Source organism: Pseudomonas sp. HLMP (assembly GCF_046365545.1).
Taxonomy (GTDB): domain Bacteria; phylum Pseudomonadota; class Gammaproteobacteria; order Pseudomonadales; family Pseudomonadaceae; genus Aquipseudomonas; species Aquipseudomonas guariconensis_B.
Window position 1 is genome coordinate 2,770,223 of record NZ_JBDLLR010000001.1, and the last position, 21,001, is coordinate 2,791,223.

Annotated in this window: 21 protein-coding genes; 5 read left to right on the forward strand and 16 right to left on the reverse strand. The window is 65.5% G+C overall.

The features are described from left to right. Positions 1-46: 46 nt before the first annotated feature. The 4 genes from ABFA30_RS12930 to yegQ form a co-directional block, all read right to left on the reverse strand. Positions 47-1,045, reverse strand: a complete 999-nt coding sequence (locus ABFA30_RS12930) for an alpha/beta fold hydrolase (RefSeq protein WP_253081359.1) — start codon at positions 1,043-1,045, stop codon at positions 47-49. Between the two features lie 73 nt (positions 1,046-1,118). Continuing rightward, positions 1,119-1,556, reverse strand: coding sequence for a YqaA family protein (locus ABFA30_RS12935; RefSeq protein WP_225788467.1), 438 nt, complete (start codon positions 1,554-1,556; stop codon positions 1,119-1,121). Continuing rightward, complete coding sequence (locus ABFA30_RS12940) at positions 1,556-1,984, reverse strand: DUF411 domain-containing protein (RefSeq protein WP_225788466.1); 429 nt, start codon at positions 1,982-1,984, stop codon at positions 1,556-1,558. Before ABFA30_RS12940 ends, ABFA30_RS12935 begins: the two co-directional genes overlap by 1 nt. Before the next feature lie 103 nt (positions 1,985-2,087). After that, positions 2,088-3,422 (reverse strand): tRNA 5-hydroxyuridine modification protein YegQ, encoded by a 1,335-nt coding sequence (yegQ, locus tag ABFA30_RS12945; RefSeq protein WP_253091167.1) that lies wholly within the window; start codon positions 3,420-3,422, stop codon positions 2,088-2,090. Positions 3,423-3,555: 133 nt separating this feature from the next. Here yegQ and ABFA30_RS12950 point away from each other — a divergent pair, with 133 nt between their 5' ends. Further along, positions 3,556-4,620 (forward strand): AI-2E family transporter, encoded by a 1,065-nt coding sequence (locus tag ABFA30_RS12950; protein ID WP_225788464.1) that lies wholly within the window; start codon positions 3,556-3,558, stop codon positions 4,618-4,620. 27 nt (positions 4,621-4,647) lie between these two features. Here the strand turns inward: ABFA30_RS12950 and ABFA30_RS12955 are convergent, their stop codons facing one another. After that, complete coding sequence (locus tag ABFA30_RS12955; protein ID WP_253081360.1) at positions 4,648-6,720, reverse strand: TonB-dependent receptor family protein; 2,073 nt, start codon at positions 6,718-6,720, stop codon at positions 4,648-4,650. Between the two features lie 237 nt (positions 6,721-6,957). On the opposite strand from ABFA30_RS12955, the gene ABFA30_RS12960 reads away from it, so the two are divergent. From ABFA30_RS12960 to ABFA30_RS12970, 3 genes are read left to right on the forward strand one after another with little or no spacing between them, the layout of a single operon-like run. Further along, on the forward strand, positions 6,958-7,206 hold the full coding sequence (locus ABFA30_RS12960; RefSeq protein ID WP_225788462.1) for a helix-turn-helix domain-containing protein: 249 nt from the start codon (positions 6,958-6,960) through the stop codon (positions 7,204-7,206). A gap of 38 nt (positions 7,207-7,244) precedes the next feature. Continuing rightward, entirely contained in the window at positions 7,245-7,604 is a 360-nt protein-coding gene (locus ABFA30_RS12965) for a head completion/stabilization protein (RefSeq protein WP_225788485.1), read from the forward strand. Beyond that, positions 7,597-7,983 carry a hypothetical protein gene (locus ABFA30_RS12970; RefSeq protein ID WP_225788461.1) on the forward strand — a complete coding sequence of 129 codons (387 nt, stop codon included), beginning with the start codon at positions 7,597-7,599 and terminating at the stop codon, positions 7,981-7,983. Before ABFA30_RS12965 ends, ABFA30_RS12970 begins: the two co-directional genes overlap by 8 nt. Positions 7,984-7,985: 2 nt before the next feature. Here the strand turns inward: ABFA30_RS12970 and ABFA30_RS12975 are convergent, their stop codons facing one another. Continuing rightward, entirely contained in the window at positions 7,986-8,387 is a 402-nt protein-coding gene (locus ABFA30_RS12975; protein ID WP_225788460.1) for a helix-turn-helix domain-containing protein, read from the reverse strand. A 260-nt stretch (positions 8,388-8,647) separates the two neighbouring features. On the opposite strand from ABFA30_RS12975, the gene ABFA30_RS12980 reads away from it, so the two are divergent. Beyond that, positions 8,648-8,938, forward strand: coding sequence for an ogr/Delta-like zinc finger family protein (locus ABFA30_RS12980; protein ID WP_225788459.1), 291 nt, complete (start codon positions 8,648-8,650; stop codon positions 8,936-8,938). Between the two features lie 68 nt (positions 8,939-9,006). Here ABFA30_RS12980 and nuoN read toward each other — a convergent pair whose 3' ends face one another. From nuoN to nuoE, 10 genes are all read right to left on the reverse strand, one after another. After that, the gene (nuoN, locus tag ABFA30_RS12985; protein WP_225788458.1) at positions 9,007-10,476 is read right to left on the reverse strand and encodes an NADH-quinone oxidoreductase subunit NuoN; all 1,470 of its coding nucleotides are present in this window, start codon (positions 10,474-10,476) and stop codon (positions 9,007-9,009) included. Between the two features lie 7 nt (positions 10,477-10,483). Next, a complete protein-coding gene (gene nuoM, locus ABFA30_RS12990; RefSeq protein ID WP_410045525.1) occupies positions 10,484-12,016 on the reverse strand; it encodes an NADH-quinone oxidoreductase subunit M in 1,533 nt (510 codons plus the stop codon). A 40-nt stretch (positions 12,017-12,056) separates the two neighbouring features. Beyond that, positions 12,057-13,910 (reverse strand): NADH-quinone oxidoreductase subunit L, encoded by a 1,854-nt coding sequence (gene nuoL, locus ABFA30_RS12995; protein ID WP_225788456.1) that lies wholly within the window; start codon positions 13,908-13,910, stop codon positions 12,057-12,059. Next, positions 13,907-14,215, reverse strand: coding sequence for an NADH-quinone oxidoreductase subunit NuoK (gene nuoK / locus ABFA30_RS13000; RefSeq protein WP_225788455.1), 309 nt, complete (start codon positions 14,213-14,215; stop codon positions 13,907-13,909). The genes nuoL and nuoK overlap by 4 nt, the downstream gene beginning before the upstream one ends. A 3-nt stretch (positions 14,216-14,218) precedes the next feature. Then, positions 14,219-14,719, reverse strand: a complete 501-nt coding sequence (gene nuoJ / locus ABFA30_RS13005) for an NADH-quinone oxidoreductase subunit J (protein WP_070571836.1) — start codon at positions 14,717-14,719, stop codon at positions 14,219-14,221. Between the two features lie 10 nt (positions 14,720-14,729). Beyond that, on the reverse strand, positions 14,730-15,278 hold the full coding sequence (nuoI, locus tag ABFA30_RS13010) for an NADH-quinone oxidoreductase subunit NuoI (protein WP_225788454.1): 549 nt from the start codon (positions 15,276-15,278) through the stop codon (positions 14,730-14,732). A gap of 11 nt (positions 15,279-15,289) precedes the next feature. Next, on the reverse strand, positions 15,290-16,297 hold the full coding sequence (gene nuoH / locus ABFA30_RS13015; protein ID WP_225788453.1) for an NADH-quinone oxidoreductase subunit NuoH: 1,008 nt from the start codon (positions 16,295-16,297) through the stop codon (positions 15,290-15,292). After that, complete coding sequence (gene nuoG / locus ABFA30_RS13020; protein WP_225788452.1) at positions 16,294-19,008, reverse strand: NADH-quinone oxidoreductase subunit NuoG; 2,715 nt, start codon at positions 19,006-19,008, stop codon at positions 16,294-16,296. Before nuoG ends, nuoH begins: the two co-directional genes overlap by 4 nt. A gap of 133 nt (positions 19,009-19,141) precedes the next feature. Beyond that, on the reverse strand, positions 19,142-20,506 hold the full coding sequence (nuoF, locus tag ABFA30_RS13025; protein WP_253081362.1) for an NADH-quinone oxidoreductase subunit NuoF: 1,365 nt from the start codon (positions 20,504-20,506) through the stop codon (positions 19,142-19,144). Continuing rightward, complete coding sequence (gene nuoE / locus ABFA30_RS13030; protein ID WP_225788450.1) at positions 20,503-21,000, reverse strand: NADH-quinone oxidoreductase subunit NuoE; 498 nt, start codon at positions 20,998-21,000, stop codon at positions 20,503-20,505. Before nuoE ends, nuoF begins: the two co-directional genes overlap by 4 nt. Position 21,001: the final 1 nt, after the last annotated feature.

Sequence of the window (21,001 nt, forward strand, 5' to 3'; positions counted from 1 at the left end):
GGGGCTGCGTTGCAGCCCATCGCCTGTATGTTCCCGCACCACACGCCTACCGCTGCAACCAGCCGATCAGCGCCTGGTGGAAACGCTCGGGTTCCTCGATCTGCGGTGCATGCCCCAGGCCTTCGAAGGTCACCAGCTGGCCTTGGGGAATCAGCCCGGCGACCCGCGGCCCCAGTTCCTTGTACCTGCCCAGGCGCGCCTTGACCTCAGGCGGGGCGATGTCGCTGCCGATGGCCGTGGTGTCCTGGTCGCCGATCAGCAGCAGGGTCGGCATCTGCAGGTCCTTGAACTCGTGGTACACCGGCTGGGTGAAGATCATGTCGTAGATCAGTGCCGAGTTCCACGCCACGGCTTCATGCCCCGGGCCCTTGTTCAGGCCCACCAGCATCTGCACCCAGCGCTCGTACTCTGGCTTCCAGCGCCCGGCGTAGTAGGTGTTGCGCTCGTAGTTGCGGACACCTTCGGCATTGAGCTGCAACTCGCGTTCGTACCACTGATCGACAGTGCGGTAGGGCACGCCCAGGGCCTTCCAGTCCTCCAGGCCGATGGGGTTGACCAGGGCCAGGCGCTCGACCTGTTGCGGGTACATCAGGGCGTAGCGGGTGGCGAGCATGCCGCCGGTGGAATGCCCGAGGACGATGGCCTGCTTCACCCCCAGGTGTTCGAGCAGTGCATGGGTATTGTGCGCCAACTGCTGGAAGCTGTACTGGTAGTGCGCAGGCTTGCTGGCGCTGCAGAAGCCCACCTGGTCCGCGGCGATGACCCGGTAGCCGGCCTGGCTCAGGGCATCGATGGTGGTTTCCCAGGTGGCGGCGCAGAAGTTCTTGCCGTGCATCAGCACCACGCTGCGGCCATTGGCCTTGCCCTTGGCCGGCACGTCCATGTAGCCCATCTGCAGGGGCTGGCCCTGGGACCTGAAGTCGAAATGCTCGAGCGGGTGAGGGTAGGCGAAGCCTTCGAGCTGCTTACCGTAGGTGGGCGATTCGGCGGCGATGGCCGTGCTGCCAACGAGGCAGGCCAAGGCCAGGGCGGTTGCGCGCAGCATGGGGGCACTCCGTGTAGGGCCATGTAGGAATAGGCGACTGTAGCAGTCTTGACCACCAGAAACAGCCAAGGTGTCACTGGCCTTGCAGCCAGCCCAGGGTGACCATGGCCAGTACCAGGTAACGCCCACCCTTGGCCAGGGTGACCAGCAGCACGAAGCGCCAGAAGGGTTCGCGCATGATCCCGGCGATCAGGGTCAGCGGATCGCCGATCACCGGCATCCAGCTCAACAGCAGCGACCACTGGCCCCAGCGCTGGTAACGCTGCTGCGCACGCTCCAGCTGAGTGGCGCTGAAGGGGAACCAACGACGGTCACGCAGGTGCTCGATGGCCCTGCCCAGCATCCAGTTGACGATCGAGCCCAGCACGTTGCCCAAGGTGGCGACCAGCAGCAGGGTGGCCAGGGCCTCGGGCTGGCGCAGCAACAGCCCCACCAGCACCGCCTCGGATTGCAGTGGCAGCAGGGTGGCGGCGCCGAAGGCGCTGAGAAACAGCGCCCAGAGGCTGAGCATCAATAGGTGGCCACCACTTCGTCCTTGCCGTCGTGGGTCAGGCCGATGACCTGGTAGGGATCCTTGTGGTCACCCATCTCCATGCCCGGCGAGCCCATGGGCATGCCCGGCACGGCGAGGCCCTTGAGGTCGTCGCGGCGGGCCAGCAAGCGCACCTGTTCGGCCGGCACGTGGCCCTCGATGAACTTGCCGTCGATCACGCCGGTGTGGCAGGAGGCCAGGCGTGGCGCGACGCCCAGGCGCTGCTTGACCGCGCTCATGTTCGGCTCGACATGGTCGTTGACGGTGAAGCCGTTGTCGCGCAGGTGGCTGATCCACAGCTTGCAGCAACCGCAGTTGGGGTCGCGGTAGACGTCGATGGTCTCGGCGGCCTGGGCCAGGCCGGTAAAGGCCAGCAGGCCGAGGGTGACCAGGTGTTTGCGCAGCATGATGGTGAAACTCCTTTGGAAAAGCGGGCGCTCAGGCGGATCAGGCCACTGTATCCTCGCTGTCAGCGCCTGTCAGCCAGGTGACGTGGACATGACAAGTCTGTCAGGCAGCCGTGTCGTCGCCTTCCAGGTCGCGTATCAGCAGGCCGTAGTCCAGCGGCACCTGCTCGGGGATCGGCAGGTAGACCACATGACCAGCGCCAGGTGCCACTTGGATCGCCTGCTGCTGGCGACCGTGCAGGCGATGCAGGTCGAAGTGGTAGTTGCCCCGCGGGGTCATCAGCTCCAGGTGGTCGCCCACGGCGAAGCGGTTCTTCACCTGGACTTCCGCCAGGCCTTCCACCCGCCGGCCGGTCAGTTCGCCGACGAACTGCTGGCGCTCGGACACCGAGTTGCCGCGCTGGTAGTTCTGGTACTCGTCGTGCACGTGGCGCCGCAGGAAGCCTTCGGTGTAGCCGCGCTGGGCCAGGGACTCGAGGTTGTCCATCAGGCTACGGTCGAACGGGCGCCCCGCCACGGCGTCGTCGATCGCCTGGCGGTAGGCCTGCACGGCACGGGCGCAATAGAAGTGCGACTTGGTCCGGCCTTCGATCTTCAACGAGTGCACGCCCATGTGTGTCAGGCGCTCCACATGCTGGATGGCGCGCAGGTCCTTGGCGTTCATGATGTAGGTGCCGTGCTCGTCCTCGAAGGCAGGCATCGCCTCGCCAGGACGGTTGCCCTCCTGGAGCAGGAACACCTGGTCGGTCGGGGCACCGATGCCCAGGGTCGGTTCGACCTCGCGGACGATGTCCCCGGTGATGTCCTGCGTGGCCTCGGTGGCCTGGTATTTCCAGCGGCAGGCATTGGTGCAGGTGCCCTGGTTGGCGTCGCGGCGGTTCAGGTAGCCAGACAGCAGACAGCGCCCGGAATAGGCCATGCACAGGGCGCCATGGACGAACACTTCCAGTTCCATGTCCGGTACCTGCTGGCGGATCTCTTCGATTTCCTCCAGCGACAGCTCGCGCGACAGGATCACCCGGCCCAGGCCCAGGCGCTTCCAGAACTCGACACTGGCCCAGTTCACCGTGTTGGCCTGCACCGACAGGTGGATGGGCATCTGCGGGAAGTGCTCGCGCACCAGCATGATCAGCCCGGGGTCGGACATGATCAGCGCGTCCGGCGCCATCTCGACCACCGGTGTCAAGTCCTTGAGGAAGGTCTTGAGCTTGGCGTTGTGCGGGGCGATGTTCACCACCACGTAGAAGCGCTTGCCCAGGGTATGGGCCTCCTGGATGCCCAGGGCCAGGTTGGCGTGGTCGAACTCATTGTTGCGCACCCGCAGACTGTAGCGCGGCTGGCCGGCGTAGACCGCGTCGGCCCCATAGGCGAAGGCGTAGCGCAGGGTCTTGAGGGTGCCGGCGGGAGCCAGCAGTTCGGGCTTGGCGAGTGAGGTCATGTGCGCACCGGGGCAAAAGGCGCGGATGCTAAGGCCAGCGCCGCGTTGCGGCATTGACCTGGATCAAGCGGCCGGCGATGGCACTTTTGCCGATGCCCTGCGCACTAATGTCCAGGACAGTCGAGGAACCTCCATGAACCCTACCGCTTTGCAGAACAAGGCCCTGGCCGTGCTCCTGACGCTGGTGAGCGTCGCTTTCGCGTGGATCCTGCTGCCGTACTACGGGGCGATCTTCTGGGCGGTGATCCTCGGCATCCTGTTCGCGCCGTTGCAACGTAGCCTGCTGGTGCGTGTCGGCCGGCGACGCAACCTGGCCGCCGCCATCAGCCTGCTGATCTGCTTGCTGATCGCCATCCTGCCGGTGATCGTCATCAGCACCTTGCTGGTGCAGGAAGGCGCCGCGCTCTACCAACGCATCGAAAGCGGGCAACTGGACATCGCCGGCTACCTCGAACGGGGCAAGGACATGCTCCCGGCCTTCGCCCAGAATGGCCTGGACCACATGGGCCTGGGCAACCTGGACGGCCTGCGCGACAAGATCAGCAAGTGGGCGACCCAGGGCAGCCAGTTCCTCGCCAGCCAGGCCTTCAGCTTCGGCCAGGGGACCTTCGACTTCCTGGTGAGCTTCGGCATCATGCTCTACCTGCTGTTCTTCTTCCTGCGCGAAGGCGCGGACCTGGCGCGCAGGGTCCGTCTGGCCGTCCCCCTGCCGGAGCAGCAGAAGCGCCGCCTGCAACTGAAATTCAACCGGGTGGTGCGCGCCACGGTGAAGGGCAACCTGCTGGTGGCCATCACCCAGGGCGCCTTGGGCGGCTTCATCTTCTGGGTGCTGGGCATCCCCAGCGCGCTGGTCTGGGCCGTGCTGATGGCGTTCCTGTCATTGCTGCCGGCGGTGGGGGCGGGGATCGTCTGGGCGCCGGTGGCGCTGTACTTCCTGCTCACCGGGGCGATCTGGCAGGGCGTGGTGCTGACCGCCTTCGGCGTGCTGGTGATCGGCCTGGTGGACAATCTGCTGCGGCCGATCCTGGTGGGCAAGGACACCCGGATGCCCGACTACCTGATCCTGGTCTCCACCCTCGGCGGCCTGGCGGTGTTCGGGCTCAACGGCTTCGTCATCGGTCCGCTGATCGCCGCGTTGTTCATCTCCAGCTGGGCGATCTTCGCCGATACGAAGCCGCAGGTGCAGTTGCCTTCTTGAGCGCTGCGAAGCGACCCCAGGATCGGCCTAGCGGAAGCTGTACGAGACCCCTGCATACACCCCGAACCCTTCCCCCGGCGTCGAGCGAGCAATGTCCCGTCCGCCATCGTCGTACCCCGGCGTCACCGTCGCTGCATACCGCTTGTTGGTCAGGTTGCGCAGGTCCAGCCAGGTCTGCCAGTCCTGCTTCGGCGAGTTCCAGCCCAGGCGCGCACCGAGCAGGGCATAGGCGTCGGCAGGGTAGCTGTTGGCATAGTCGACCTGGACCTTCGAGGCCATCTGGGTATTGAGCCCGGCGTAGAAACCACTCGGCCAGTCGTAGCGCAGCTCGGCCTGGTAGTAGTGCATGGGAATGCCGGGCAGGCGGTTGTCGCCGAACGTGTCGTCGTCGCGGTAGTGGAAATCGCTGAAGGTGTAGGCCTGGCGCAAGGCCAGCCTTCCCGTGCCGGGGCGTTCCCAGAGCGTGCTGTCCAGGCTGGCCTCGACACCCTGGTGCACGGTGGCGCTGGCGTTGAACTCGGCCGCTGGGGTGCCGGGCACGATCTCCACCGCCAGCAGTTCATGGCGCACTTGCGAGTAGTACCAGGCCAGCTCCCAGCGGCCGAAGGCGGCATCGCCCCGGCCGCCCAGCTCCAGCGTGGTGGCGGTCTGGTTCTGCATTTCGATGGGCTGGATCTGCCCACCGCTCACGGCGGGCGCACTCCAGATCAGCGACCACGGATGTGGCGGCTCCACCGAACGGCTCAGGTTGCCATAGACCTGCACGTTCGGGGTGACGTCGTAGCGTAGCCCCAGGCGCGGTGCGTAGTCCCAGTCATGCTGGCTGACCTTGCCGCCTGCGGCAGGGTAGGTGACATCGCTTTCACGGCGGGTATAGATCATCGCCAGGCCTGTGGTCAGCCACAGGTTGGGAACCAGCTCCAGGTCATTGCCCACGTGCAGCACCGTGTCCGAGCCTTGGTAGCTGAAGTCGCGGGTGCGCTCACCGATGACGTCACGATTGCGCGCGAACTGCGAGGCACCGCTGTTGGGCAGGTGCTTGGTGGTGCGCCAACCGACGGTGGTCTTGCTCTCGTGGCCCCACAAGGTGTCGCGGCGCAAATAGTTCAGTGTCCCACTGACATCGGTATAGGCGACCTTCAGCCGCATCGGGCCTTCGCGCAGGTCCATCGGGTAGTCGTGATAGACCAGCCCGGTTTCCAGGCGAGCATCGTCGTCCAGGTAGAAGGTGGTCTTGTTGCCCACCCAGGTGCTGCCCGGTTGCGGGCGGCTGTCGTCGCGGGCCAGGTAGGCTGGGTTGGCATCGCGGGGGTGATGTTTGATCTGCTGCTTGGTCAGGCGCCCGGCCAGTTCGTTCTCGGTTTCCCGGTAGCGCAGGTAGAAGCGCGTCTCGAGGTTCGGATTGAACCGGTAGCCGACGTTGGCGGCGATGCCTTTGGCGCTGCCGCTGCTGTGCTCTTGGTAGCCGTCGTATTCCGCGTCGGTCAGGGCCACGTAGTAGTCGAGGTCGCCCAGCACCTGGCCGGAGCTGATGTGCCGGTGCTGGTAGCCCCGGCTGCCGACTTCATAGCGCAGTTGCAGCGGCGCGGCATCGTAGCCGGTATGGGTCACGTAGTTGATCGCGCCACCCAGGGCCAGGGCGCCCTGGTCGAAACCATTGGCGCCGCGCAGCACTTCGGCACGGCTGAGCCACAGCGGCTCGAACAGCTCGTAGGGCGTGCCACCAGGACCGGTCAGGGGCAGGCCGTCGAACATCGTGTAGACCCCGGAGCCGTGGGCGCCGGGAGCGCGATTGATGCCCGAGCCGCGGATCGACAGCTTGATGCCGTCGTTGCCTGCCGACTGGGCGAACACCCCGGGCTGGTAGGCCAGCACGTCCTGGTTGCTGGCGACGCGGCCCTGGCCTACCTGCTGCATGTCGACCAGATTGCTCGCCCCCGGCACCTCGTGCAGGCGTTGCGCCGCGGCCTCCAGCTCGCCCTGTCGCTGGTCTTCGATCAGTACCTGGCCGAGTTCCACCGGCGCCGCAGCCATTGTCGGTGTGGCGGCGCTGCTGACCAACAGGCCGAAAGCACAAGTGACAGGTGAAACGGGGCGCATCGTACGACTCCAGGTAGAAGGGGCGGCAGGCAATGGAGGTCAGACGCGCGAAAGGCCGCTCAGAGCACGTCCGGCAGCCGGGTGAAGATCCGGGGGCCGCAGGTATGACGTTTTTGTAGCGCGCCGCTTTACAAGGTGCGCTGCTGGAGCGGGGCCGCAGCGGCTTCGTAAGGTGCATGCACATCAACTGTGAACGGCCCTGCGGGCCCGTTTCGACTGTGCAAAGAGAGCGTTCCCATGCATTCCACAATCCCCTGCAAACCTGACCCCGATCACGAGCCACCCGTCCCGCTTACCCGCCGGGAAAGCCAGGTACTGCTCTGGTGTGCCTATGGCAAGACATCCTGGGAAATCGGCCAGATCCTCGGCTGCAAGGAGTCGACCGTGAACTTCCATATCGGCAACGTGCTGCGCAAGTTCGCGGTGAATACGCGCATCGCCGCGGTGATCAAGGCGATCCGCTACGGCATGTTGCAGGACCAGTGATGGGGGCCGTCCTGATGAACTGTGTTTCACACTCCCCGATGCACGATGAGCCGACGCTGCCCGGGCGGCGCTACCTGGCGTGCCACGACCCTTTCTGGCCACGTATCGAGTTGCAGGCGCTGCGCCAACGGCTGCAACTGCCAGGGCATGTCAGCGATACGCAACTGGAGCTCGCCGCGTGGGAGGGGGTCGATATCGCTGCCCGGGAGTTCGCCACCTGGCGGCGCTGCTTGCGCGAGCGCGGCTACCGGCGCCTTGCCGACGTCTCGGGGCATGCCCATGGCCGGGCACTGTCGATCTGCTACCTGCGTCTGGTGGAAGCCGCTACCCGACGTGCACTGGTCCGCCATGCCATGCCGGCGATCAACAGCAGGCAGTGTGAGGTGCCGTATGCATGAGGTCGTGGAGGCTGCCGCGTTGGCTTGGCGGCAGAGCCAGGTCAGTGGCGAGGCACTGGGGTTCGACAGCCAGGCCGTGTTCGGCGCACTGCTTGGCGCCTGGCTGGTCAGCAGCTCACGGCGCAGGCTCAAGGCCTGGGTCGTGATCGGCTCGCGCAGGCCATTGAAGGTATGGCAGCGGATGGTGACGCTGCTCTTGTCTGCGGGCGTGGGCTATCTCTTCACGCCGCTGATGCTGTCGCTGGTGCCTTTTTTATCCAGCGGCGTCGCGGCCTTCGTCGCGGCGGTGGTGGTGATCCCGATCAGCATCAAGGTCATGTTCTGGCTGGATGCGGCCGATCTCAAGGACATCGTCCAGCGCTGGCGACGGGGAGGGTAGCCCTATCGTCCGGCCAGGCGGTTGCTCAGCTCGTCCACACGTTGCTCCAATTGGTAGAGGCGCAACTTGTCCTCGACGTTGGCGCGGATGGCCTGCAGGTCGCCGGGCGACAGGCCCTGCAACTGCCTCATCAGGTCCGGCTCCCAGCCTGGCGCTGTGGTGGCATCCGAGGGGGCGGCTGGCGTACGGGCCTGGGCACCTTCGCCCAGCAACAGCCAGTCGAGGGAAAGCCCGTGTGCCAGCGCCAGGTCTATGCATAACGCATAGGGAATGCGCTCGCGTACTTTCCAACTGCTCAATGTCTGCGGGCTCACGTCGAGGGCCTTGGCAAGCTCTGCGTCGGTGCTGGACCCCGTCATGAGCTTCAAGCGGCCCAGGATTGCAGGAAGGCATTTATTACTCATTATGAATATCCGTAGCGAGCTCTGATAAGATGCGTAGGAAATGAATACTCGATTTGAATATATTGGCAGGATCCCACTCAGCTTCGAATGGTACGCAATATGATAGCGACGAAAAATCCCACATTTGCATGGGCGCATGCCTACGAGAATTGCAGAATTGGCCTACAAGAGTCGGCCTGGGTAATGGACGTACGGGAGCGGGACTGCTCGACATCACCAGGCAGCCTCATGGCGTCCCGGATGTCCGGCAGGAGGTCGATGTGAGTAGCTACAAGCTGGTCTGCCCTCATTGCAACAGCCGAATGCGCATTCGAACCAGCGAAGGGCGGCACGTCTTTCTCAGGGTCGCCTACCTGCAATGCATCAACGAAGCCTGTGGCTGGTCGGTACGTGCCCAGTTCGAGATGACCCATGAGCTATCCCCCAGCGGCATGCCGAACCCCGATGTGCACCTGCCCAGCGCCTATGGCGAACTGCGACGTGCCGCCCGTAATCCAGGCAGGGCAGGCAAGCCGAGCCGTGAGAGTGCCGAGACACCTGGCACGGTATGACATGCCTTTGTGGCCAGCCCATAAAAAAACACCCCGCATGAGCGGGGTGTCTTGTTTCTGCCAGGCGATCAGCCGACCAGTTGCAAGCCGGCTTGTTGCACCAGTTCCAGCAGTGGCTGCGGATACACGCCGAGGACGAAGGCGAGGATGGCGATGGCCAGCAGCATGACGCCGCCGGTGCGCTGTTCCCACTTCAGCGGGGCGTCGTGGCGACGCAGGTTCGGCTCGACCAGGTACAGGGTGACCATGACGCGCAGGTAGTAGTACACGCCGATGGCGCTACCGATCACCAGGGCGCCGACCAGCCACCACAGGTGCGACTCGACGCCGGTAGCGATGATGTAGAACTTGCCGATGAAGCCCGCGGTCAGCGGGATACCGGCCAGCGACAGCATCATCACGGTGAGCACCGCGGTCAGGTACGGACGGCGCCAGAACAGGCCACGGTACTCGTACAGGGCGTCGGCGTCACGGCCGCCGTAAGGCGAGGACATCAGGGTGATCACGCCGAAGGCGCCCAGGCTGGTGATCACGTAGGTGACCAGGTACACGCCGATGGCTTCGGTGGCCAGGCCCTTGCTCGCCACCAGGGCGATCACCAGGTAGCCGAAGTGGGCGATGGACGAGTAACCGAGCAGACGCTTGAGGTTGCTCTGGGTCAGCGCCAGCAGGTTGCCGATCAGGATCGAGGCGACCGCGATCACTGCCAGGACGGTGCTCAGCACGCCGCTGCTGGCAGCAGGGGAGAGCATGAACAGGCGTACCACCACGGCGAACACCGCGACCTTGCTGGCCGTGGCCAGGAACGCGGCGACCGGTGCCGGGGCGCCTTCGTAGACGTCCGGGGTCCACAGGTGGAAGGGCACCAGCGACAGCTTGAATGCCAGGCCGACCAGCATCATGCCCAGGCCCAGTTGGGCCAGCAGGCTCGGCATGCCGGTGCTGGCCAGGGCCTTGCCGATGCCGTCGAAGGTCAGGCTGCCGGCGTCGGCGTACAGCAGGGCCATGCCGAACAGCAGGAAGGCCGAACCCGCCGCAGAGAGCACCATGTACTTGATGCCGGCTTCCAGCGAGCGCTTGTTGAAGAAGGCATACGCCACCAGGCCGTAGACCGGGACCGACAGCAGCTCGAGGCCGATGAACAGGCCAGCCAGGTGGTTGGCGCTGACCAGCACCAGGCCACCCAGGGCAGACATCAGCAGCAGCAGGTACAGCTCTTCGCGGTTGCCTGGGTAGCCCTTTGAGCCCTCGCCCAGGTAGGCGTGGGCGAGGGTGACGCAGGCCAGCGTGGCCACCAGGACCAGCGCCATGTACAGGCAGGCGAACTTGTCGAAGGTGACCAGCGAGGTGACCGCCAGCGGCGCGACCTTCAACGCCGGGAGGATCGACAGCAGGGCCAGGTTCAGGCCCACGGTGGACAGCAGGAAGGTCTGCGAGTGGTTACGGCGCCAGGCGATGGCCAGCATCACCACCACCGTGGTGATGGTGGTGATCAGTATCGGCGCCAATGCGATGAAGTGTTGAGTGGTGAATTCCATAGCGCTCTTACCGGGCCGAAGCGAGTTGAGTGAAAGCGGAACCGAGCCACTGCTGCACACCGCTCATGGTGGCGGCAGAGGTATCCAGGAACGGCTGCGGGTACACGCCCAGCAGGACCAGCAGCACCGCCAGGCCCAGGACCATGACCAGTTCGCGGCCATCCATGCCGGCCAGCACGGCGTCGGTCTTGGTCGGGCCGAAGTAGGCTCGGTGGATCATGATCAGCGAGTACACGGAGCCGAAGACCAAGCCAGTGGTGGCGATCACGGCAATCCATGGCACGCTGGCGAAGCTGCCGATCAGGATCAGGAATTCGCCGACGAAGTTACCGGTGCCCGGCAGGCCCAGCGAGGCGGCGGCGAAGAACAGGCTGATCGCCGGCAGGTAGGCGATGCGGTGCCACAGGCCACCCATCTGGCGCATGTCGCGGGTGTGCAGGCGTTCGTACAGCTGGCCGGCGAGGATGAACAGCGCGGCGGCCGACAGGCCGTGGGCCAGCATCTGGATCACCGCGCCCTGCAGGGCCTGCTGGCTGCCGGAGTAGATGCCGATCAGCACGAAGCCCATGTGCGAGACGCTGGAGAAGGCGACCAGGCGCTTGATGTCGGTTTGCGCGAAGGCCAGGAAGGCACCGTAGAAGATACCGATCAGGCCCAGGGCCATGGCCACCGGCGCGAACTCCGCCGAGGCATTCGGGAACAGCGGCAGGGCGAAGCGCAGCAGGCCATAGGCCGCGGTCTTCAGCAGGATGCCCGCCAGGTCCACGGAGCCTGCGGTCGGCGCCTGGGCGTGGGCGTCAGGCAGCCAGGAGTGGAACGGCACCACCGGCAGCTTCACCGCGAAGGCGATGAAGAAGCCCAGCATCAGCAGGAACTCGGTGCCGGCCGGCATCTGCGCCTTGAGCAGGTCGCTGTAGTTGAAGGTGATGACGCCGGTGGCGTTGTAGTTGACCAGCACCAGGCCGAGGATCGCCACCAGCATGATCAGGCCGCTGGCCTGGGTGAAGATGAAGAACTTGGTCGCGGCGTAGATCCGGGTCTTCTTGCCGTCCGCGGAGCTGTGACCCCAGAGCGCGATGAGGAAGTACATCGGCACCAGCATCATTTCCCAGAAGAAGAAGAACAGGAACAGGTCCAGGGCCAGGAACACACCGACCACGCCACCGAGGATCCACATCAGGTTGAGGTGGAAGAAGCCGACATGGCGCTGGATCTCTTTCCAGGAGCACAGCACCGACAGCACGCCGAGCAGGCCGGTCAGCAGGATCATCAGCAGTGACAGGCCATCGAGGGCCAGGTGGATGCTGATGCCGAAGCGCTGGATCCACTGGAGCTTGTATTCCAGGGTCCAGGCCGGTTCCGCGCCCGGAGCCGGGGCCAGGGTGTAGTCGCCGTTGCCCCACAGCCACAGGCCGATACCGAGCAACAGGGACATGGTCAGCAGCGCGATCCAGCGGGGCAGGGTGGTGCCGAAGCGCTCACCCAGCCAGCACAGGAGGCCGCCGATGAAGGGGATCAGGATCAGCCAAGGCAGAATCATGACGGGTTCGTTTCCTTTCGCAAAGTCGCAAGGTTCATAGTCATACCGCAGCCATCAGCACGGCACCGAGCACGAGCACGGCACCCACGGCGATCGAGGCGGTGTACCAGCGCAGCTGGCCGGTCTCGGTCTTGCTCATGGCGACGTGACCGCCGCGTGCCATCCGAGGAATCAGGCCGATGCTGCGGTCAACCGGATCCTTGCGCAGGATGTGGCTGATCAGCAGGTAGGGTTTGACGAACAGCTTGTCGTAGATCCAGTCGAAGCCCCAGGCAGCGAACCACCAGGCCGACAGGACACGACCGATGCCGCTGCTGGCGATGGCGGTGACCAGGCGACGCTTGCCCAGGAACAGCACCGCCGCCAGCAGGATACCGGCGATGGCGATGGCGCCCGAGGCGATCTCCAGGCTGTGCTTGGCTTCGCCGCCGGCATGGCCGACGCTCTCAGGCAGCACGCCGGCCAGCGGCGGATGGATCCAGGCACCGATGAAGGTCGACAGCACGATCAGCACGCCCAGCGGCAGCCAGTGGGCGATGCCGTGGCCAGCGTGGGCTTCGGTCTTGGCTTCGCCGTGGAAGGCGATGAAGATCAGCCGGAAGGTGTACAGCGAGGTCATGAATGCACCGACCAGGCCGGCGTACAACAGGCCGGTGTGGCCGCTGGCGAAGGCTTCCCAGAGGATCTCGTCCTTGGAGTAGAAGCCGACGGTCAGGATCGGCAGGGCCGCCAGGGCGGCGCCACCGACCACGAAGCTGGCGTAGGCCAGCGGCAGTTTCTTCCACAGGCCGCCCATCTTGAAGATGTTCTGCTCGTGGTGGCAGGCATTGATCACCGCACCGGAGGCAAGGAACAGCAGGGCCTTGAAGAATGCGTGGGTCATCAGGTGGAAGATCGCCGCGTCCCAGGCACCCACGCCGAGCGCCAGGAACATGTAGCCGATCTGGCTCATGGTCGAGTAGGCGAGGATACGCTTGATGTCGGTCTGTACCAGGGCGGCGAAGCCGGCCAGGACCAGGGTCACGCCACCGACGATGCCGACCAGGTGCAGGATGTCTGGCGCCAGGGCGAACAGGCCGTGGGTACGGGCGATCAGGTAGACGCCCGCGGTCACCATGGTCGCGGCGTGGATCAGCGCCGAGACCGGGGTCGGGCCGGCCATCGCGTCGGCGAGCCAGGTCTGCAGCGGCAGCTGGGCCGACTTGCCGACCGCACCGCCGAGCAGCATCAGGGTCGCCAGGACCATCCAGGTGTCGCCAGCCTGGAACTTCTGCGGTGCCAGCACCAGCAGCTCCTGGACGTTCAGGGTACCCAGCTGGACGAACAGGATGAACAGGCCGATGGCCATGAACACGTCGCCGACACGGGTGACGATGAAGGCCTTCAGGGCTGCGTTGCCGTTGTTGCGGTTGCTGTAGTAGAAACCGATCAACAGGTACGAGCACAGGCCCACGCCTTCCCAACCGAAGTAGATGAACAGCAGGTTGTCGCCCAGCACCAGGAACAGCATGCTGGCGATGAACAGGTTGGTGTAGGCGAAGAACCGCGAATAGCCGGCTTCACCGCGCATGTACCAGGAGGCGAACAGGTGGATCAGGAAGCCGACGCCGGTGACCACGCCGAGCATGGTGACCGACAGGCCGTCCAGGTACAGGGTGAAGTTCGGCGCGAAGCCGTCCACCGACATCCACTGCCACAGCAGCTGGCTGTACGCGCCACCTTCAGGCGGTGCGACGTTGAACTGCCAGATCACGTAGGCGGCCACCGCGGCCGAGAGACCGACGGAGCCGACGCCGATCAGCGCGGACAGGTTCTCCGAGAACCGACCGCGGGAGAACGACAGCAGCAGGAAGCCGATCAGGGGAAAGACGAAAGTCAGGAAGAGAAGGTTCATCCGCGCATCTCACTGGCAGCATCGATGTCGAGAGTGTGGAAGCGGCGATACAGCTGCAGCAGGATCGCCAGGCCAATGCTGGCCTCGGCCGCCGCCAGGCTGATCACCAGGATGAACATCACCTGTCCATCCGGTTGCACCCAGCGGCTGCCGGCGACGATGAACGCCAGGGCAGAGGCGTTCATCATGACTTCCAGGCTCATGAGTACGAAGAGAATGTTGCGCCGGACCATCAGGCCGACCAGACCGAGGCAGAACAGGATGCCGGCGACTGCCAGACCGTGCTCGAGAGGGATAGCAGGCATGATTTACTCCTTCGCCTCGTTGCGGCCCAGGTGGAAGGCCGTGACGGCTGCGGCGAGCAGCAGCATCGAGGCCAGTTCGACCACCAGCAGGTAAGGACCGAACAGGCTGATGCCGACGGTCTTGGCGTCCACGGTGGTACCGCTGATGGCCGCGCCGCTCGGCTCGGCGAACAGCACGTAGAGCAGCTCCAGCAGCAGCAGGGCGGCCAGGAATACCGGCCCGGCCCAGATGCCTGGCTTGAGCCAGCCGCGTTCCTGGGCGACCGAGGCCGGCCCGAGGTTGAGCATCATCACCACGAAGACGAACAGCACCATGATGGCGCCAGCGTAGGCGATCACTTCCAGGGCGCCGGCGAACGGTGCACCCAGGGAGAAGAAGATCATCGCCACGGAGATCAGGGAAATGATCAGGTAGAGCAGGGCGTGCACGGGGTTGGTGCCGGTCACCACCCGAAGGGTGGAGACCACGGCGATCCCGGATGCGAAGTAGAAAGCGAATTCCATCTTTCTGTCCTTATGGGAGCAAGCTCTTCACGTTGATCGGCTCGGCTTCGTTCTGCGCGGCGCCTTTCGGCTTGCCGGCGATGGCCATGCCCGCAACACGGTAGAAGTTGTAGTCAGGGTTCTTGCCGGGGCCGGAGATCAGGAGGTCTTCCTTCTCGTACACCAGGTCCTGACGCTTGAACTCGGCCATTTCGAAATCCGGGGTCAGCTGGATCGCGGTGGTCGGGCACGCTTCCTCGCACAGGCCGCAGAAGATGCAGCGCGAGAAGTTGATGCGGAAGAACTCCGGATACCAGCGGCCGTCCTCGGTCTCGGCCTTCTGCAGCGAGATGCAGCCTACCGGGCAGGCCACCGCGCAGAGGTTGCACGCCACGCAGCGCTCCTCGCCGTCGGGGTCGCGGGTCAGGACGATGCGGCCACGGTAGCGCGGCGGCAGGTACACAGGTTCTTCGGGGTACTGCAGGGTGTCGCGCTTGCGGAACCCGTGGGAAAATATCATCGCCAGGCTGCGCAGCTGGGTGCCGGTGCCCTTAACGATATCGCCGATATATTTGAACATGGGTCAAATCCTCACTGGGCCGCGACGGCTGGCGTGTTGTAGAGCACGATCGCAGCGGTCACCAGCAAATTGATCAGGGTCAGCGGCAGGCAGAACTTCCAGCTGAAGTCCATCACCTGGTCATAGCGTGGGCGCGGGATCGAGGCGCGCAGCAGGATGAACAGCATGATGAAGAACGCGGTCTTGAGCGCGAACCACAGGAACGGTACCTGTGGCAGCAGGCCGAACGGGCCGTGCCAGCCGCCGAAGAACAGGGTCACCAGCAGCGCCGAGATCAGGATGATGCCGATGTACTCGCCGACGAAGAACATGCCCCACTTCATGCCGGCATACTCGATGTGGTAGCCGTCGGCCAGTTCCTGTTCCGCTTCCGGCTGGTCGAACGGGTGACGGTGGGTCACGGCGACGCCAGCGATGAAGAAGGTGCAGAAGCCGAAGAACTGCGGAATGATGAACCACAGGTTCTGCGCCTGGTAGTCGACGATGTCGCGCATGTTGAACGAACCGGCCTGAACCACCACGCCCATCAGCGCCAAGCCCAGGAACACTTCGTACGATACGGTCTGCGCCGAGGCCCGCAGGCTGCCGAGCAGGGCGTACTTGTTGTTCGACGACCAGCCGGCGAACAGCACCGCGTAGACCGAAAGGCCGGCCATGGCGAAGAAGAACAGCAAGCCGATGTTCAGGTCGGCAACGCCCCAGGTGGGGGTGATCGGGATGATCACGAAGGCGATCAGCAGGGCGCTCATGGCCACCACGGGCGCCAGGGTGAAGATCATGCGATCGACGAAGGGCGGGTTCCAGTCTTCCTTGAAGAACATCTTCAGCATGTCGGCGGCGATCTGGAACATGCCGAACGGGCCGACGCGGTTCGGACCGTAGCGGTCCTGCCACCAGCCCAGCAGGCGGCGCTCGACGAAGCTGAGCAGCGCGCCGCAGACCACCACCGCCAGCAGGACCACGATGGCCCTGACGACGGAGAGGATCACTTCGATCACTTCGGGGGTGAACCAGCTCATTGTGCTGCCTCCTGCAGGCCTTCGACGGTTGCGCCGAAGATCGCTGGCGGAATACCGGCCAGGCCTTTCGGCAGGGCGACCAGGCCTGCGCCCAGCTGTTCATTGACACGCAGCGGCAGGCGCAGCGACTGGCCCGCCACGTTCAGGCTGAGCAGGGCGCCGTCGTTGACGCCCAGGCGGTCGGCCTCGGACTTGGCCAGGGCCACGTAGGCGGCCGGAATGCGCTCCTGCACCGGGGCGGCACGCGACGAGTTCTCCTCGCTGCCGAACAGGTGGTAGAAGGGCACGGCCTGCCAGGTGCCACGGGCCGGGTTGAAGGCGCCCGGGATGGCGGTGAACCAGTTCAGGCGATCGCCTTGAGACTCGATCAGGCGGATACCTGGGTCGCCCGCGCGCAGGTGACCACCGACCTCGTCCTGGAACTTGTTCCAGGCCTGCGGCGAGTTCCAGCCCGGCGACCAGGCGAACGGCACCTGCTGGCGCGGCTCGGCGCTGCCCGAGTAGCCTTCCATGGAGAAGGCGAAGGCGCTGTCCTTGTCTTGCGGGGTGCGTGGCTCATGCACGCTGATGTTGGCGCGCATCGCGGTACGGCCGGAGTAGCGCAACGGCTCGCGCGCCAGCTTCAGGCCCTTGATGCGGAACGCGGCGCTCGGCGCGGCATTGACGATGCCGGCCAGTTGCGGTGCGGCTTCGGCGCAGGCGCTGGTGACGTGGTCCAGCTGGGTCCAGTCGACCGGCTTGTTCAGCAGGGTGGCACGCAGGGCGTGCATCCAGCGCCAGCCTTCGTGGATCAGGATGCTGCTGTCCAGGTACTGCGGGTCGAATACCTGGAAGAAGCGCTGGGCACGGCCTTCCTGGCTGACCAGGGTGCCGTCGCCTTCGGCGAAGGAGGCAGCTGGCAGCACCAGGTGGGCGCGAGCGGTGGTGGCAGTCTTGGAGTGGTCGGCGACGATCACCACCTTGGCCGCGGCCAGGGCCGCATCGACCTTGGCGGCCGGCACCCGGGCGTACAGGTCGTTCTCCAGTACCACGATGGCGTCGGCCTTGCCGCTGATCACCGCGTCCAGCGCGGCGTCCACGGACTCGCCGCCCATCATGGCCATGCCCAGGCTGTTGGCTTCGGGCACCACGAGGCTCAGCGAACCGTTCTTCTCGCGCAGCTTCAGGGCCTTGGCGATGTTGGCGGCGGCCTCGATCAGCGCCGGGTCGGCCAGCGACGTACCGGCCACGACCAGCGGACGCTGGGCGGCGACCAGGGCATCGGCGATACGCTGGGCCAGGGCCTTGGCTTCGCTGTCCAGGCCCTCGACGGCCGGAGCGCTCGGGTCGATGGCGTGGGCCACGGCGAAGCCCAGGCGGGCGAGGTCGGCCGGGGCTGCGTGGACGCATTCCTCGGCGACGTCGTCGAGCTTGGTCTCGGCCAGGCTGGCGATGAACAGCGGGTACAGGGCGTGCTGGCCGATGTTCTTCACCGCGGCGTCGAGCCACGGCTGGACCTTCATGGCGTCGGCCATGGCCTCGGCCTTGCCCTTGGTGGCCTGGCGCACGGCCAGGGCGACACGGGCGGCGGTCTGGGTCAGGTCCTCGCCGAGGACGAACACGGCATCGTGGTCCTCGATCTCGCGCAGGGTCGGCACGGGCAGCGGGCTGTCGTTCAGCACGTTCAGGGCCAGGCGCACGCGGGCCAGCTCACCGGCCTCCATGCCCGAGTAGAAGTACTCGGCACCGACCAGCTCGCGCAGGCCGTAGTTGCTCTCCAGGCTCGCGCGCGGCGAGCCGATGCCGACGATGGTGCGGCCGCGCAGCAGGTCGGCAGCCTTGTCCAGGGCGGCGTCCAGGCCCAGCTTGGTACCGTCGGCGAGCATCGGCTGGCGCGGACGGTCCTTGCGGTTGACGTAGCCATAGCCGAAGCGGCCACGGTCGCACAGGAAGTACTGGTTGACCGAGCCGTTGAAGCGGTTCTCGATACGGCGCAGTTCGCCGTAGCGCTCGCCGGGGCTGATGTTGCAGCCGCTGGAGCAGCCGTGGCAGATGCTCGGGGCGAACTGCATGTCCCACTTGCGGTTGTAGCGCTCGGAGTGGGTCTTGTCGGTGAACACACCGGTCGGGCAGACCTCGGTCAGGTTGCCGGAGAACTCGCTCTCCAGCACGCCGTCCTCGACGCGACCGAAGTACACGTTGTCGTGGGCGCCGTAGACACCCAGGTCGGTGCCGCCGGCATAGTCCTTGTAGTAGCGCACGCAGCGGTAGCAGGCAATGCAGCGGTTCATCTCATGGGCGATGAACGGGCCGAGGTCCTGGTTCTGGTGGGTACGCTTGGTGAAACGGTAGCGGCGCTCGTTGTGGCCGGTCATTACCGTCATGTCCTGCAGGTGGCAGTGACCGCCTTCCTCGCACACCGGGCAGTCGTGCGGGTGGTTGGTCATCAGCCATTCGACGACGCTGGCGCGAAACGCCTTGGACTCTTCATCGTCGATGGAGATCCAGGTGCCGTCGGAGGCAGGGGTCATGCAGGACATGACGATACGACCACGGGTGTCGTTCTCGTCGGTGTACTGCTTGACCGCGCACTGCCGGCAGGCACCGACGCTACCGAGCGCCGGGTGCCAGCAGAAATAGGGGATGTCGAGGCCGAGTGACAGACAGGCCTGTAACAGGTTGTCCGCACCGTTGACTTCGAGCGCTTTGCCGTCTACGTGGATAGTGGCCATGGTTCAAAGTTCTTCGTTGGCCCGCGTGAGCAGGCGTGGCTAATGGAAATCGGTGTGCCTGCGGCTCGCGCGGTGAGGGCCGGGCGAGCCTGCGAGGCCGGCGGGTGGCACGGACCACCCGCGCTTCATCTTGTTATGCGCCGACCACGATCGGCTTGGCCAGGTTCGGGCGCAGGGCCTCGCTGCCCGTGTGGGCGGCGACGCCGGCCTCGAACTCCGACCGGAAATACTTGATGGCACTGCCCAGCGGCTCGACGGCGCCCGGGGCGTGGGCGCAGAAGGTGCGGCCGGGGCCGAGGAAGTTGACCAGGCCCAGCAGGGTCTCGATGTCTTCCGGTTTGCCTTGGCCCTTCTCCAGGGCGCGGAGCATCTTCACGCTCCAGGGCAGGCCGTCGCGGCACGGGGTGCACCAGCCGCAGGACTCGCGGGCGAAGAACTCCTCCATGTTGCGCAGCAGCGACACCATGTTGATGCTGTCGTCCACCGCCATGGCCAGGCCCGTGCCCATGCGCGTACCGACCTTGGCGATGCCGCCGGCGTACATTTGCGCATCCAGGTGTTCGGGCAGCAGGAAGCCGGTACCGGCGCCGCCTGGCTGCCAGCACTTGAGCTTGTAGCCGTCGCGCATGCCACCGGCATAGTCCTCGAACAGCTCGCGGGCGGTGACGCCGAACGGCAGCTCCCACAGGCCCGGGTTCTTCACCTTGCCGGAGAAGCCCATCAGCTTGGTGCCGTGGTCCTCGCTGCCTTCGCGGGCCAGCGACTTGTACCAGTCGACGCCGTTGCCAACGATGGCTGGCACGTTGCACAGGGTCTCGACGTTGTTGACGCAGGTCGGCTTGCCCCACACGCCGACGGCGGCAGGGAAGGGCGGCTTGGAGCGCGGGTTGGCGCGGCGGCCTTCCAGGGAGTTGATCAGTGCGGTCTCTTCACCGCAGATGTAGCGCCCGGCACCGGTGTGCACGAACAGCTCGAAGTCGAAGCCCGAACCGAGGATGTTCTTGCCCAAGAGGCCCGCGGCCTTGGCTTCGTCGATGGCGCGGTTGAGGTGCTTCGCCGCGGTGGTGTACTCGCCGCGCAGGAAGATGTAGCCGCGGTAGGCCTTCAGGGCGCGGGCGCTGATCAGCATGCCTTCGACCAGCAGATGGGGCTGTTGCTCCATCAGCATGCGGTCCTTCCAGGTGTTGGGCTCCATCTCGTCCGCGTTGCACAGCAGGTAGCGGATGTTCAAGGACTCGTCCTTGGGCATCAGGCCCCACTTCACGCCGGTGGGGAAGCCCGCGCCGCCACGGCCCTTGAGGCCGGAATCCTTGACGGTCTGGACGATGTCGTCCTGGGACATTTCGGCCAACGCCTTGCGGGCGGCGGCATAGCCGTTCTTGGCCTGGTACTCGTCGAGCCACACCGGCTCGCCGTCGTCGCGCAGGCGCCAGGTCAGCGGATGGGTTTCGGCCGAACGCGCGATGCGGTTGGCCGGGCCGAAGGAAGTGATGGTCATGCGTAGCCCTCCAGCAGCTTGGCAACGCCGGCAGGTTGCACGTCGCCAAAGGTGTCGTCGTCGATCATCAGGGCCGGGGCCTTGTCGCAGTTGCCCAGGCAGCAGACCGGCAGCAGGGTGAAGCGGCCGTCCGGGGTGGTCTGGCCGAGGCCGATGCCCAGTTCGCTCTGGATCTGGCTGACCACCGACTCATGGCCGCCGATGTAGCAGACCATGCTGTCGCAGACGCGGATGATGTGACGGCCGACCGGCTGGCGGAAGATCTGGCTGTAGAAGGTGGCCACGCCCTCGACGTCGCTGGCGGGGATGCCGAGGACTTCGCCGATGGCGTAGATGGCGCCGTCCGGCACCCAGCCGCGTTCCTTCTGGACGATCTTCAGGGCTTCGATGGACGCCGCGCGCGGGTCCTCGTAGTGGTGCATCTCGTGCTCGATGGCCGAGCGCTCGGTTTCGCTCAGGACGAAACGGTCGGTTTGGATAAGCGTGCTGTTCATG